15 protein-coding genes are annotated in these 14,374 nt (G+C 55.9%); 2 read left to right on the top strand and 13 right to left on the bottom strand.

Features of this window, described 5'->3' with window-relative positions:
* Positions 1-85: 85 nt before the first annotated feature.
* Positions 86-337: a hypothetical protein gene (locus ABLQ08_RS28470; RefSeq protein ID WP_352949633.1), complete on the top strand. Its 252-nt coding sequence runs from the start codon at positions 86-88 to the stop codon at positions 335-337.
* A 93-nt stretch (positions 338-430) separates the two neighbouring features.
* Here ABLQ08_RS28470 and ABLQ08_RS28475 read toward each other — a convergent pair whose 3' ends face one another.
* The 12 genes from ABLQ08_RS28475 to ABLQ08_RS28530 form a co-directional block, all read right to left on the bottom strand.
* Positions 431-943, bottom strand: a complete 513-nt coding sequence (locus ABLQ08_RS28475; RefSeq protein WP_352949635.1) for an Lrp/AsnC family transcriptional regulator — start codon at positions 941-943, stop codon at positions 431-433.
* 423 nt (positions 944-1,366) lie between these two features.
* Entirely contained in the window at positions 1,367-2,377 is a 1,011-nt protein-coding gene (locus ABLQ08_RS28480) for an alpha/beta fold hydrolase (protein WP_352949637.1), read from the bottom strand.
* 80 nt (positions 2,378-2,457) lie between these two features.
* Entirely contained in the window at positions 2,458-3,897 is a 1,440-nt protein-coding gene (locus tag ABLQ08_RS28485) for a glutamine synthetase family protein (protein ID WP_352949639.1), read from the bottom strand.
* A 140-nt stretch (positions 3,898-4,037) separates the two neighbouring features.
* Positions 4,038-4,436, bottom strand: a complete 399-nt coding sequence (locus tag ABLQ08_RS28490) for a cupin domain-containing protein (RefSeq protein WP_352949641.1) — start codon at positions 4,434-4,436, stop codon at positions 4,038-4,040.
* Positions 4,437-4,440: 4 nt separating this feature from the next.
* Positions 4,441-4,878, bottom strand: coding sequence for a lactoylglutathione lyase (gloA, locus tag ABLQ08_RS28495; RefSeq protein ID WP_352949643.1), 438 nt, complete (start codon positions 4,876-4,878; stop codon positions 4,441-4,443).
* Between the two features lie 14 nt (positions 4,879-4,892).
* The gene (locus tag ABLQ08_RS28500) at positions 4,893-6,002 is read right to left on the bottom strand and encodes an aromatic ring-hydroxylating oxygenase subunit alpha (RefSeq protein ID WP_352949645.1); all 1,110 of its coding nucleotides are present in this window, start codon (positions 6,000-6,002) and stop codon (positions 4,893-4,895) included.
* A 381-nt stretch (positions 6,003-6,383) separates the two neighbouring features.
* Positions 6,384-7,295 carry a nitronate monooxygenase gene (locus tag ABLQ08_RS28505; RefSeq protein ID WP_352949647.1) on the bottom strand — a complete coding sequence of 304 codons (912 nt, stop codon included), beginning with the start codon at positions 7,293-7,295 and terminating at the stop codon, positions 6,384-6,386.
* 174 nt (positions 7,296-7,469) lie between these two features.
* Entirely contained in the window at positions 7,470-8,804 is a 1,335-nt protein-coding gene (gene glnT, locus ABLQ08_RS28510; RefSeq protein ID WP_352949649.1) for a type III glutamate--ammonia ligase, read from the bottom strand.
* Positions 8,805-8,878: 74 nt separating this feature from the next.
* Positions 8,879-10,204, bottom strand: coding sequence for an FMN-binding glutamate synthase family protein (locus ABLQ08_RS28515; protein ID WP_352949651.1), 1,326 nt, complete (start codon positions 10,202-10,204; stop codon positions 8,879-8,881).
* 11 nt (positions 10,205-10,215) lie between these two features.
* Positions 10,216-10,899 carry a protein GlxC gene (locus tag ABLQ08_RS28520; protein WP_352949653.1) on the bottom strand — a complete coding sequence of 228 codons (684 nt, stop codon included), beginning with the start codon at positions 10,897-10,899 and terminating at the stop codon, positions 10,216-10,218.
* Position 10,900: 1 nt separating this feature from the next.
* Positions 10,901-11,797, bottom strand: coding sequence for a class II glutamine amidotransferase (locus ABLQ08_RS28525; RefSeq protein ID WP_352949655.1), 897 nt, complete (start codon positions 11,795-11,797; stop codon positions 10,901-10,903).
* Between the two features lie 453 nt (positions 11,798-12,250).
* The gene (locus ABLQ08_RS28530; RefSeq protein ID WP_352949657.1) at positions 12,251-13,441 is read right to left on the bottom strand and encodes a pyridoxal phosphate-dependent aminotransferase; all 1,191 of its coding nucleotides are present in this window, start codon (positions 13,439-13,441) and stop codon (positions 12,251-12,253) included.
* Positions 13,442-13,536: 95 nt separating this feature from the next.
* Here ABLQ08_RS28530 and ABLQ08_RS28535 point away from each other — a divergent pair, with 95 nt between their 5' ends.
* Complete coding sequence (locus tag ABLQ08_RS28535) at positions 13,537-13,977, top strand: Lrp/AsnC family transcriptional regulator (protein WP_352949659.1); 441 nt, start codon at positions 13,537-13,539, stop codon at positions 13,975-13,977.
* 91 nt (positions 13,978-14,068) lie between these two features.
* On the opposite strand, the gene ABLQ08_RS28540 is transcribed toward ABLQ08_RS28535, so the two are convergent.
* Positions 14,069-14,374, bottom strand: a 306-nt coding sequence (locus ABLQ08_RS28540; RefSeq protein WP_352949661.1) for an ABC transporter permease subunit, incomplete at its 5' end; no start/stop codon positions are given.

Consider the following 14,374-nt stretch of genomic DNA (forward strand, 5'->3'; position numbering starts at 1 on the left):
GAGCTAGAAGAAAAACGCGCTTAATGCATGGCCTGCTGATATCCCGCAACCAGCAGAACTATCGAAGATCGGCGGCTATTTGTCGGTGTCCAAGAACCGTTGCACGATCGATCTTTACGGGCAATCAGGTGTAGCTGGAATTGACTATTTCAATGATTACGCCAGTAAGTTGAAAGACGCCGGTTTTGAGCAGGTCGACTTTCGGCAGGAAGCGGACATGGTGATGGGCAGGTTCGAGCGCGCGGATGATCAGATCACTGTGGGGTCGGACGTGATCAATGCCCGGACCAAGCGGGAGTATGTCGAAATCGGTGTCGTGCTCACCTTGGCGCGCTGAGAAGACGACGCCGGTCAACGAAGAGAATAAGCTTCTGAAAACCTTAACCTGAATCCTCCGAACAAGGCTTTTTCATTTGGCTTCAAATCGTCCTCAGACGTCGCGCTTGAGCAGAAACTGGTTCTTGTAGTTTTTGAGGCCGAGCATGACTTCAACATCCACAATGTCTTCGACGCTGTGAATGTGTTCTTCCAGGAAGGTCGTCAGGTCGCTGGAGTCGTCGCAAACCAGTTCCACCAGGAGATCGAACCGGCCGGTCACCCACAGGATGTAGACGACGCAGGATTGTTTTTCCAATCTGCGGGCAACACTTTGCGGTGTTGTTCCCGGGGCTACTTTCAGGCAGATCATCGCGTCGGCCTTGTACTCGGACGCGGAAGGGTCTGCGACGGCAACAATCCGCAGCAGACCTGCGTCTTTCATTGCATTGACGCGGTTTCGAACGGTTCCTTCCGAGACCTGAAGCTTTTGTGCGATTTCTGAAAAGGGCATCCGGCCGTCAACTTCGAGCATCTGAACAATCTCGCTGTTCAAACTCTCATCAACGGAATGCGTGTTCCTTCCACGTGTCGTCTTGTCCTGATCTGCTTTTACCGGTGCGCCCACAGAATTACCTTCTCGTTTTGAGTTTGATACTCCGTCAGTGGCTGATCCTGCAGGACAGGGCTGCGCTTGTTAGTCGGAGAGAAAAACAATCGAAGAACTTTCATAGTCCAAAGAGAATAATCTCTGCAAGGTCGGTTCTGGTTCTCTCGGGGAAATCTCTTATAGCTGGAGCTGTTGGTCTATTGATGTATCCAGATTACTGATGATAGCACCCGTTTAACGAAGTGAATTTTCTTGTCTCATTATCCGTATTCGGGTGCTTGGTGAGTTGCTGTCGATTTTTATTATCGATACCTTGGATTTTCTTCACTTCCTGACGTTTTGCTGCAAGAAAACTTCAGGAGTAGCGGAGAAGAGGCGGCGCTTCAGTCACATCGACGGAGGCGCATCATGCAGCCGAACCAACACCCAGTTACCTGTTTCCTAGTCGCCCAGCAATTCCCTGATATTGGCGTCGAGCTGGGCGGTGAAACCTGGGTCATTGCCCGGATTAGCGGCGCAATGGCCGAACTCGGACAGAACCGGACGGAACTTTGCGTTTGGGATATGCAAAGCTTCGTACTGGTTGTCTTCTGGTGGAAAGTAGAGATCCTGCGCGCAGGGCATCAGGATGGCGCGGGCCTTTATCGATGCCAGTGCCTCTTCGAAATTTCCCTTGAAGACAGGACCTGAGCTGATGTCGCCCGCCTGCCAGGTTGCAAGTTTGGCCAGAAGATCGTTGGCGTCCCAATTGTCGGCATGATCTTCCGCCCAATCGTCGAGGAGTTCTGCGACGGACTGGTAGCCAAGCTCTTTGTACCGGGCGTTCCGGTAAAAGGCCTGGGAAAAGGCCCAGCCTGCATAGACCCGCCCGAAGGCCTTCAAACCTTCGGCAGGTTGACCGTCATAGTGTCCGTTGTTCCAACGGGCATCGGCGCATAAGGCGGCCTTCACGCCTTCCAGAAAGACAAAATTGTGCGGAGATGTCCTGGCCGAGGCGCAGAAGGGCAGGATTGCCCGAACCATGTCCGGAAACTGCACCGCCCATTGATAGGCCTGGCACCCGGCCATGGACCAGCCGAGAACCAGAGCGATTTTCTTGACGCCAAAGCGTTCTGTAAGGAGCTTGTGTTGCGCGGCAATGTTGTCGTGAAAGGTGATTGCCGGAAAGTATCCGCCGCCTTGCGCGCCGTCCGTATTGCTTGGGGAGGACGACAACCCGCCACCGAACAGGTTGACCGACACAATGAAATGGCGGTCCGGATCGAGAGCCCGCCCGGGTCCGAAGAAGCCTTCGTTCCTGTTGTGGCTTCCGGTGAAGAATGTTGGCATGACCACGACATTGTCACCGCTTGGCGAAAGAGTTCCGTAGGTTTTATAGGCCAGTTTCGCGCCACGCAGCGTTGCTCCGCCTTGTAGCGGCAGGTCGCCACATTCGAAAATGTCGTAATCCATGGTCGCGCAGTTCTCCGGTTGAAAATGGGTGCGAAACCCGGTCTTGGCCGGGTTCCACGTGTCTCCTTTGAACGAGGCGATCAGTAGAGCCGCAGGTATTCCTTCACTTCCCAGTCCGTGACCGACTGGTGGTATCGCTCCCACTCGTCATTCTTGTAGTCGATGAAGGACTTTCGCATCACAGGACCCATGACGTGTTCGGCGACATCATCACTGCGCAGGGCTTCAATTGCGTTCCACAAGGTGCGCGGTAGCCTCCGGATGCCCAGATCCGCAAGTTCGGCCTCGGTCTTGGAGTAAAGGTCGAAATCAGTGGCCTTGCCTGGGTCGATCTTGTTCTTGATGCCATTGACGGCACATGTCAGGTGCATTGCCATCGCCAGATAGACATTCATGGTCATGTCGCAGGCGCGGTTTTCAATACAATGCCGGCTCTGAGGCAGACGGAACTGAGCAGAGCGGTTGTTGAAGCCGTAAGTAATGTTCGTCGGTGCCCAGGTGACCGTGCCTCCCTCAAAGCCACCGACGCGCGGGACGAGGCCGTTATAGGAATTGACCGTCGGACAGGTGATCGCAGTAATGGCTTCGGCGTGTTCGATCAGTCCACCAACCGCATACCGGCTTTCTTCGGACCAATCGCCTTCGGGGGTCTTGAAGATGTTCTCGCCGGGCCTGCTGTCGTGCTGCAGCGACATGTTGATGTGCGCACCGGAGCGCCAGTCCCCAACAGTCGGCTTCGGCATGAAGGTGACGAACATGCCGTGCTTCTTGGCGACTTCCTTCAGGACGATCCTGAGGAAGGTCAGGCGATCGGACATTTCCAGCATGTTGGTATAGTGGAAATCCAGTTCGAACTGGGAATAGGCGCCTTCCGCCACGACGTCATGCAGGTTCCAGCCCAGCCCTTCGATGATGTCGATCATTTCCTTCAGGAAAGGCATGGAATCGATGGAATACTCTACGTCGTAGCCGAATGCCTGGCGGCGGGGGCGTGTTCCGATTGCCGGATCGTCGTCAAAGGCCTTCACGGGGTGACCATCTTCGTCATACTTCATGACGATGAATTCCGGTTCGACCCCAGCGTATCCGGTGTAGCCTTCTGCAGCCGCTTCCTGCATTGCCCGCTTCAACGCCTGCCGAGGGCAGACATTGTAAGGTGCATCCTCCCAATACAGATCTGAGAAAATGACTGCCATGGTGGTATCCCAGGGGCAGATATAGACGGCGTCCAGATCCGGCACGACGACCTGGTCGCTATCGGCAGGGGAAAGCTCAGGCACATATGAGATCGAGTGGACGGCAAACTGCGGTCCCTTTCCAAGACACAGTTCTTCGAAGTCACTCATCGGAACCGGCTTGGTTTTGGGGATACCGTGCAGGTCGATCCAGGCCGCCATGACGTATTTGACGCCTGCTTCCTCAAGACGGGTTCGGACAGACGGGATCTTGGGACGATTGCGCTCGACGGCCTCTTGAAAACTCTCGACGTAGATCTTGTTTTCCGGATTGGTTTTCAGCATTTCGTTTGTTCCCTCTGATTTTTTTGCTTTTGCATGACAAAAGCCTGCCGTTCCCCGGCTGTGCGTGGTCGAATCTGCCTTGATTTTTGGACACGCTTGTTGGGACGGCCACAGTATGGCCATCCCTTCGCAATTGCTGATCAGCCCGCGACGAAGTCTTCAGGGTCGATGCCCGGAACGTGTGTGATGCCGGCCAGTTGCTTCCAGTTGTGGGGGTAGGCCGCGTAGAAAATCACGCACTTCTCATCCGCCTCATAGGAGATGTGGTTGTCCTTCGGAATGTAAAGCACGTCGCCTGGATTGCAGATGTAGCTTTCGCCGTCGCAGACCAGCCGGAAGGTGCCTTCCATGCAGTAGATGATCTCGTCACAGGTCAGATCCCATGGAACCTTGACGTCATTGAGAAAGTTCAGGCCGCCACACATGGTTTCGCTGACGGCACTTGTCACGAAAGGCTTGATGTAGGTCTGACCCGGTTCAAGCGTCTGGAGACGGTGTTCGATATCCGAGAATTTGAAGAGATGTGGTTTGCCACCCATGGTGTCAGCCTTCCTGCGCCTGATGCTTGAGAATGGATTCGTTGAGTTCGACCTTGTAACCGTCGGGGTCCTCGCAGAACGCGATAACCCGGGTGCCGTTTTTCATCGGGCCAGGTGGTCGGGTGATGTTCACACCGGCGGCAGCGAGGTCTTCGCAGGCCTTGTAGACATCCGGCGTTTCGATGCAGACATGACCCCAACCATTGCCTTTCTCGTAGGGCTCTTCCTGCTCCCAGTTGGAAGTCAGTTCCAATGTCGGAAACTCCGCTTCGGGGCCGTAACCGATGAAGGTGTTGGTGAACTTGCCTTCCGGATAATCAGTGCGGCGCAGCACCTGCATCCCCAGGATGCCGCAATAGAATTCCAGCGATTTTTCCATATCCATGACACGCATCATCGTGTGTGCCAGGCGGAAACCGCTGCTGAGGGTGTCGTTCGTCATTGAAGTTTCCTTGTTCAGGCGGATTTTTTCCGGGTTACGTCTCGAGCCACCATGTCCTGAAACGCTCTCACGCTGTCTTCCCATGCAGGGGACAGCACACCGCCATCGATTGCGATTTGCGACGAACGGCCCAGCTGAAGCCGTTCGGTCATTTCATGGTCTTCCTTGTGGACGTCCCACCAGAGCTTCTTCAGTCCTTCGATCTCGTCCTCGGACAGAACCTGGCCCTCGGTCGTGTAGAGCGCACGCTTTTGCGTCATCGTGCCCGGGCCGGTCGGAATGTTCAGGTAAACTCCCATCTGGTCCGGGAAATAGCGGCCCAGAATGAAATTCGGATAGAGCGTCAGGTAGCGGGAGCTGACGCCAAGACTACCGGAGGTGCCGATTTCCTCCTCAAGATCCACGGCACTACCCAGGCAGTTGCCGTCTATGATCGTGAAGTGATCTTCGAGGGGCTGATCCGTGGTCGACGAATGCACGAACTGTACGTGATACGGCTCGATGAAGTTCTCCATGATGAACTTCCAGTTGCAGGCAACTTCGCCGAAATCCAATGTTCCGATGCAATTCAGCTTTTCCCAGTCAATCCCGCTCAGCCGTTCCTTGATGGTTGCGGCATATTCGTCAAAAGGTTCGGCTTCACCGTCGATGTTGACGAAGATCCAGTCGTTCCAGATGTGCGTACGGACCGGGACAAGACCGTTCTTCTTTCTGTCGAAGCCTTCGGAGAGATGTTCGTTTGCCCCGCCGAAATGCGGTGATGCCCGCAGGTTGCCGTCAAGGTCGTATGCCCAGGCGTGATAGGGGCAGCGGATCAGCTTGCCGACATTGCGTGGTTCTTCAACCAGGGTGAGGCAACGATGCCTGCACACGTTGTGGAACGCACGGATGTCACCGTCCTTGTTACGCACCAGAAGTAACGGATGTCCGGCGATTTTCACCGGCACCGCGTCGCCTGATGCTTTCAACTCATGGGTAAAGCCGACACAGACCCAGTTCCGGGTGAACACCGACATGCATTCGGCCTCCCAAAACTCCTTGTCGGTATAGGCAGCCGCAGGCAAGCCATGCCGCGGCGAGGTCTCCTCGAAGAAAGGCTCAAGCAGCGTTTCAATTGCGCTCATTTTTGCTTCCTTGGCTAGAGTTCGAGTTCGTCGAGGGCTGAAAAGCCAGCTGATGAACATGTTCATCTGCCTAGCAGTGAAATGCGAAATTCGTATTTTGTCTATAAAAAAATACGGAAAAATTATGAAAAATACGAAATAGTGATCTAAATTATGAGAACAACTAACATATACGTAATCTCAGCTAACGAATGAGGTGTGCAGGGTCGTTGTCGGCGAGCTGAGCAGACGTCAATAGGGAGCCGGGGGGTGCAGCGCCGGTTTCAGGTAATTTGGTTGGTTTGGAAAAGCGGAGCTGCAGGAAACCTGATTACCGTCAGGTTTCCCGGCGACGAATGAGCATCACGGAGCGAACTCGTTGCGAAACAAGAGTTGCGGAGGTCAGTGAATGACCTTGCGCTGAACATGCGTCAGCAGCCGTTCCGCCTTTGTCGTGATGGTGTCGATTATTTCACCGACAGGTGGTGTGCTGTGGACCAGCCCGATGGCCTCGCCGACTGGGGCTTTGAGCGAAGCCGGATCATACTCTTTCGTCCAATGGCGGGCGAAGTCGTCCGTCAGGGCTCGCAGTCTGTAAGCTTCGGGCCACATCGTGTCTTTGCTTTCACCGGAGCCCTCAATACGCCTGGTGTCGTCTCCTGTGGCGTTCAGGGCAATGCCGGCATCACCTGGAGTAAGAAGAACTTCCTGACTTGCCCAGAGCCGTGTGCCCATCACCACGCCGTCGGCGCCCATCACGATGCTGGCTGCGAGCCCTCGCGAGTCCGCGACCCCGCCAGCCGCAAGAAGCAACGTCTCGTGCGAGGCCTTGTACAGGAAGTCGGCAACTTCCGGCACGAGTGTCAACGTGCTCCGCTCGGCACTGTAGCCACCCGCCGCGCAGCCTTGCGCAACGATTATGTCGGCTTCTGCTTCTACCGCCTGCCGTGCTTCTTGAAGTGAGTGGACCTGACAGACAAGCGGAATGCCTTCTTGACGGATCGTTGGCGCAAAGGGGCGGGGATCACCGTAGGACAGAAAGACAGCCTTTGGCCGGCGTTTCAGAACACGGTCGAGAGTCGACGGCATCCGGGACAGCCGCCAGGTTGCAAATCCGCATCCAATGGCTTCGTCTGCTGCCTCATCGAGTTGAGCCCCGATCCACTCGAGATCTCCGCCGCCATCACCGATGAAACCAAGTCCGCCTGCCGCCGAGACCGCCGCAGCCAGCTTGCCACCTGCAGCATGGCTCATCGGCGCAAGGACGATCGGACAGGTCAACCCGAATTTGCGGGTCAATCGCGTATCAATCATGCTTAAGCCTCAAGTCCCGAAATTGGCATCCCGCAATTCCTCGGTTGGGCGTTCTGAAACCTGGCGAATTGTTGTTGCGATCAGGCCCGAGCAATCAATCGGCAGCGGCAATCATTGCATTACGCATGAGTTTGACTGCGGCCGAAGGATCGGGTTTCAGATGCTCTCACTATATCAGATGTCGAGAGTGTGTTTTTTCTCCCACCTGGAGAAGTGAGAGACGAAGGAGTTCCATTCCTGCATCTTCATGTTGATGAATGCGCTGGAGAATTCCTTGCCCATTGCCGTGCGCAATGCCTCGTCATTGTCGTATTCGCGCAAGGCATCGAGCATGTTGAGCGGCAGCTTGGGGGCGTCCTGGACCTTGTAGCCATCGGCATACATGTCGATGTCCCAGCGTTTGCCCGGTTCCGCTTTTGAACGAATTCCAGACAACCCTGCCGCGATGATGACAGCTTGCAGCAGATACGGATTCGCCGCGCCGTCGGCAAGTCGAAGTTCGAAGCGGCCGGGGCCCGGAACGCGAACCATGTGCGTCCTGTTGTTGCCGGTCCAGGTTACGGTGTTGGGTGCCCAGGTCGCTCCGGACGTTGTTCGCGGCGCGTTGATGCGCTTGTAGGAATTCACGGTCGGGTTGGTGATTGCGGCAAGCGCCTTGGCGTGCTGCATGATGCCGCCAAGGAAATGCCGGCCGGATTCCGACAGTCCGACTTCCGCTGCTTCGTCCGTACCGCCATCGGTATTTGCAAAAACGTTGACGCTAGCCTGATCGCCCGGCGCATCCCAGACCGAGACATGAGCATGGCACCCATTGCCCGTCAGGCCTTCAATGGGTTTAGGCATGAAGGTTGCGCGAAATCCGTGTTTTTCCGCAACGGATTTGACCATGAACTTGAAGAAGGAATGTTTGTCCGCGGTGCGCAGCACATCATCGAATTCCCAGTTCATTTCGAACTGGCCGTTCGCATCCTCGTGATCGTTCTGGTAGGGCTTCCAGCCCAGTTCCAGCATGTAGTCGCAGATCTCACGCACGACATCATAGCGGCGCATGACCGCCTGTTGGTCGTAGCAGGGCTTTTCGGCGGTGTCATAAGGGTCGGAGATCTGTTCTCCATCCGGTGTCAGCAGAAAGAATTCCGCTTCAATTCCGGTTTTGACATGCATTCCCATGTCTGCGGCTTCATCGATCAGGCGCCGCAGCACGTTGCGCGGGGCCTGGGCGACGTCTTCACCTTCCATGACACAGTTTGCCGCGACCCAGGCGACTTCCGGCTTCCACGGTAGTTGAATGACCGAGGAGGGATCCGGAATCGCGAGCATGTCGGGATGCGCCGGCGTCATGTCGAGCCAGGTTGCAAATCCGGCAAACCCCGCACCTTCCTCCTGCATGTCGGCAATTGCCTGTGCAGGCACCAGTTTAGCTCTCTGTCCACCGAACAGATCGGTGAATGAGATCATGAAGTACTTTACGTCATTTTCCTGCGCGAAGGCTGCCAGATCTGTCGTCATGGATCGCTTTCCTTTCCCTGTAACCACGAAAAAGAACGAGGCTTATTTCTGTGTCGGTGAGTGTGCTTCCTGGATCAGAACCCCGGCTTTCCCGGATACCAGTCGGTTCCCGCGAGTGGCACCTTGGCCATTGCCGCTGCCTCCATCGTCAGTGCGCAAAGGTCCTCAGGTTCAAGATTGTGCAGATGGTTGTGACCGCACGCCCGGGCGATGGTCTGGGCTTCCAGCGTCATCACCTTGAGGTAGTTTCGCAACCGGCGTCCGGCTTCGATCGGATCAAGCCGTGCGGCGAGCTCAGGGTCCTGGGTCGTGATGCCTGCCGGATCAAGACCTTCATGCCAGTCGTCATAGGCACCCGTCGTGGTTCCGAGTTTCTGGTATTCAGCTTCCCATTTCGGATCGTTGTCGCCGAGTGCAACCAGTGCCGCAGTGCCGATTGCAACGGCGTCGGCGCCCAGAGCCAGAGCCTTGGCGACGTCCGCGCCCGTGCGAATGCCTCCGGAAATGACCAGTTGCACTTCGCGGTGCACGCCCAGATCCTGCAGGGCCTGCACGGCGGGGCGAATGCAGGCCAGCGTTGGAATGCCGACATGTTCGATAAAGACATCCTGCGTCGCGGCCGTTCCACCCTGCATGCCGTCCATGACCACAACGTCAGCCCCTGCCTTCACAGCAAGTGCGGTGTCGTAATATGGGCGCGTAGCTCCGACCTTTACATAGATCGGGACCTGCCAGTCGGTGATTTCCCTGAGTTCAAGGATCTTGATTTCAAGGTCATCCGGTCCGGTCCAGTCCGGATGGCGGCAAGCCGAGCGCTGATCAATCCCTTTAGGGAGGGTGCGCATTTCCGCGACGCGGTCACTGATCTTCTGACCCAGCAGCATTCCGCCGCCGCCGGGTTTCGCCCCTTGACCAACGACAATTTCGATTGCATCCGCTTTACGCAGATCGTCCGGGTTCATGCCATAGCGTGAAGGCAGATATTGATAGACCAGCTTTGTCGAGTGTCCGCGCTCTTCCGGCGTCATGCCGCCGTCACCGGTGGTGGTCGACGTTCCGGCTGCTGACGCACCGCGGCCAAGGGCCTCTTTTGCCGGACCTGACAGAGCGCCGAAGCTCATGCCGGCAATGGTAACCGGAATATCCAGCTCGATCGGCTTCTTGGCAAAGCGTGTGCCCAGAACCACCGAAGTGCCGCACTTTTCACGATACCCCTCAAGTGGATAGCGCGAGACCGATGCTCCCAGAAACAGCAGATCGTCGAAATGTGGAACCCGGCGTTTGGCGCCGCCTCCGCGGATATCGTAGATACCGGTTGCGGCGGCCCGGCGGATTTCGGAATTGATTGAGTTGCTGAAAGTTGCCGACTGGATCGGCAGGGTGTCCGGAGTCTTGTCCATGTCCGTGCTCCTTAATAGGCTGCCGCGTTGTCGATGTCGAAATTGTAGAGTTTGCGAGCTGAACCGTAGCGTTTGAATTCCTCCGGCGCCGCATCGCAGCCCGCACGTGAGAGCAGATCTTTCAAGGTTTCGAGATGTTCGGGCCGCATTTCCTTTTCGATGCAATCCGCACCAAGGCTTTTCACCGAGCCACGTACGAACAGCTGTGCCTCATAAAGAGAATCTCCAAGGGCATCGCCCGCGTCACCGCAAACGACAAGGTTTCCGGCCTGGGCCATGAAGGCTGACATGTGGCCGATATTGCCATGGACCACGATGTCGATCCCTTTCATCGAGATACCGCATCGCGAACTGGCATTCCCCTTGATAACCAGCAGACCGCCATGGCCGGTCGCTCCGGCATACTGGCTGGCATCTCCGTCGATAATCACGGTCCCGGACATCATGTTTTCGGCAACGCCCGGACCGACCGATCCTTCGACTTTCACAGTTGCCTGCTTGTTCATGCCGGCGCAATAGTAGCCGGTCGACCCCTTGACGGTCACCTCGATGGGCGCATCCAGACCAACTGCGATGGCATGGCTGCCTTTGGGATTCACGACTTCCCACTGGGTCTGATTGGTTTCCTGGGTCTGCGCCTGCAAAGTCGAGTTCAGTCCGCGCAGACCATCCGCGGCAACATCATAAATCTGCATGTCAATGGCTCCAGAAATAGACGGTTGCGGGCTCGGGTTCCCAGACGCGGGCATTTTCAATTCCCGGCAGGTCCACCAGAGCTCGATACTCGCTGCCGAAGGCGACGTATTGATCCGTTTCAGCCATCACTGCCGGCTTGCAGGCAATCGGATCACGAACCACACCGAAGCCGTCCTTGGTTCCGACGACAAAGGTGAAGAAGCCGTCGAGATCTTCCAGGCTGCTTTCCAGCGCTTCGCCGAGAGAGGCGCCGTTTTGCATTTTCCAGGTCAAGTAGGCAGCACCAACCTCTGTGTCGTTCATCGATTCAATCTGCACGCCTTCGCGCTTGAGTTTGCGGCGAAGCACATTGTGGTTCGACAGAGAGCCGTTATGAACAAGACACTGGTCCGCTCCGGTCGAGAACGGATGCGCGCCTTCGGTTGTCACGGCGGACTCGGTTGCCATGCGGGTATGTCCAATGCCGTGACTTCCGTGCATCTCGGCCAGGCTGAAACGGCTGGTGACGTCCTTCGGCAGTCCGACTTCCTTGTAAATTTCAATGGCGTCGCCATCCGACATGACCCGAATGCCCGGGCGCAAGCCGCGCAAGGCCTGACGGGCAGCCTTTGCCTTTGAAGCGTCCAGTTTCAGAACGGCGTGCGTGTCGTTGGCCTGCAGCGTGACCGGTGTGCAAATCGCCTCGGTAAGTTCATTCGCCAGCGTGGCGAAGTCCTGCTCGGCATTGTCGGACTGGACCGTCAATTTAGTCAGTCCGTCCACGACATCGCTGTAGATCGCAATGCCGGCGCTGTCCGGACCGCGATCCGTCATGGTGATCAGCATTGCCGACAACATCTCGCCAAGCTTCGGCTCAAGTGATCTGTCTTTTAAAAAAAGACCCACAATCCCACACATGATTTGAGATCCTTCGATGTTTCTTCGCCCCGGAGCTTAACCAAGCTCCCCGCAAGAATCTACCCATAAGAAAATAATTTTCTTAAAGAGAAAAATTTCATCAGCTTCTTGCTTCGAGTTTCGTGAAGCGAAATTCGATGTGACGGAAATAGTTTCTATTTTTCAATCACGTGTTCCGGGTTGCATTTCGCCCACGAAAAGGACGGCAGACGTCTTCCAATCCGATGAATAGCGATTGGTTCACAGCGGCTGGCAGATGAAGAAAGGGAGGAGGCGCGGTCACTGGCGCGGAAATGAGCGGTGCGGACAGGGCCTGCTGCGGCAACGTAAGTGCGGGAGCCGATTGCTCGTAAAACGATTTTGGCACCGGCACCGTTTGTCAAACGGCGCCGGTGCATATTTAAAGAACGGGTCAGCGTCTGAAGAGAAGCCGAAATTACAGCTTTCGGTTCACTACGCTGAAAGAAATGGTTCCAGCCGATCGAATGCCTGTTCCAGCACGTCGACAGGGCGCGCATAGCACAGACGTAGATATCCTTCGCCTTGCGGTCCGAAGGCCACTCCCGGGGCCAGTCCGACTTTTGTTTCGGTGAGGATTTCACGCGCGGCCGCAAAACTGTCGGTCAGTCCGTCAACCCGGAAGAAACTGTAAAAAGCGCCGTCGGGCTTGATGAACTCGACACGGGAGAAGGCGCTCAACCGCTGCGAAGTGACTTCGTATCCCGCGCGAATTTTCTCAAGGAGAGCTGCCACTTCTTCTTCGCCGTCACGCAGAGCGACAACCCCGGCGTCCTGGACGAAACCGGCCGTGCAGGAAGTGTTGAATTCTGTGAGCTGGCCGAGCTTTGCTTCGAATTCTGCCGGTGCCACGATCCAGCCCAGTCTCCAGCCTGTCATGGACCAGCACTTTGAGAACGAGTTGATGGAAATCAGCAGGTCTTCAGGCTCGGCAATCGAGAGAAACGACGGTGCATGACGACCGTGACGGTAGAGGCGCGTATAGACATCATCCGCAATGATCCAGATACCGTGTTTCCTGCAGTGTTCGAGAACCAGACGTTGCTCGTCCGCTGTCATCGTCCAACCGGTCGGATTGTTCGGTGAGTTGATTACAACAGCTTTGGTCCCCGGTGTCAGATCGGCGATCAGGTCTTCAACATCGAGAGACCACCTGCCTTCATTGGGGACAATCGACTTGCTGATGATTTCCGCTCCCATCGCCTTGACGGCACCAAGAGCATTCGGCCAACTCGGCTCGATGGCAACAACGCGGTCGCCGGGTGTGATCAGAAACTCCGCGGTCAGCATCAGCCCCTGCATGCCGGAAGGAGTGACTGTGACCTGAGCCGTCTCGATGTTCGACCCCAGAAGAGCATTGCTGTAGCGGCAGATTTCCTGCCGAAGGTTCATTGCCCCGTTGTTTGGCTGATACATATGATTGCCGGCGCTGAGCGATGCAATTGCCGCGTCAACGATCAGCGAACTGGTCGGCCATGCCCCTTCGCCGAACCAAAGGGGCAGGACATCTTTCTCGTTCATCCCCAACTCGGCGATCTCGCGGATCTTGGACGCCTGAAGCGTTTGCGCGCGCAGAGAAAGGGGGCTCAAAGGTGTTGATTGGGTAGAGTCTGATACGTGTTTCATGAAGAAAATATTGGGTGAAACAACTCTTTCTGTCGCCTGGCAATCTGCATAAAGTGATAGTAAATTTCACTATACGCTAGGCAAATTGAAAGCCCATGTCCAAAGACGCAATGACAGATGAAATTGATGAAAAAATCCTGGATGAGTTGCGCCGGAATTCACGCATTCCGTTCTCGACACTTGCCAAACTTGTCGGCCGGTCCCGGACGGCGGTCGAGGCCCGGATCAACCGGCTCAGACAGTCCAAAAGATTTCTCCGATACACGATCGAAGAGCCTGAAAAGGAAACGGGAGATGGTGTCAGCGCCATCATCCTCGTTGCAATGGAAATCAGAAAGCGCGGAGATGACCTTCTCGAGCAATTCGAGACCATGCCGCAGATATCGAGCTGTCTCTGGGTTACCGGAGAATTTGATTTCGCCCTGTTCGTCAAGCAGCTGGACAATGCCGAATTGCAGAAGATTCTGGAGCGCATCTACAAGCTCAAAGGGGTCCGGCGCACGGAAACGCTTCTCACGCTGCATCGGGAATTCTGAAAGCCGGGAAGTCTGCGAAGAACAAAAAAGGCGCTCGTTCGAGCGCCTTTCCCGTTTCCTGTGATGGCAGCGGACTACCGTTTTTCCTTGCTTACATACGCCTTGGGTTCATAGCGAACTTTCTTTCCAGCCATATTGAGAGGATGACGGCCGGGATTGAGACGGCGAGGAAGAACAGGCCGACCATGGTGATCGGCTCGATATAGCGGTAGGTCTGGTTGGCGACGATCTTGGCGGAGTTCATCAGTTCGATCACGGTGATCGCCGACAGCAGGGGCGTCTCCTTGAACATGGTGATCAGGTAATTCGCCAGCGCCGGGATCATCGGCGGAACCGCCTGCGGAATGATCACCTTGCTCCAGGTCTGATACGGCGAGTAGTTCAGCGCCCGCGCCGC

The sequence above is a fragment of the Roseibium sp. SCP14 genome (genome assembly GCF_040329475.1).
Classification (GTDB): Bacteria; Pseudomonadota; Alphaproteobacteria; order Rhizobiales; family Stappiaceae; genus Roseibium.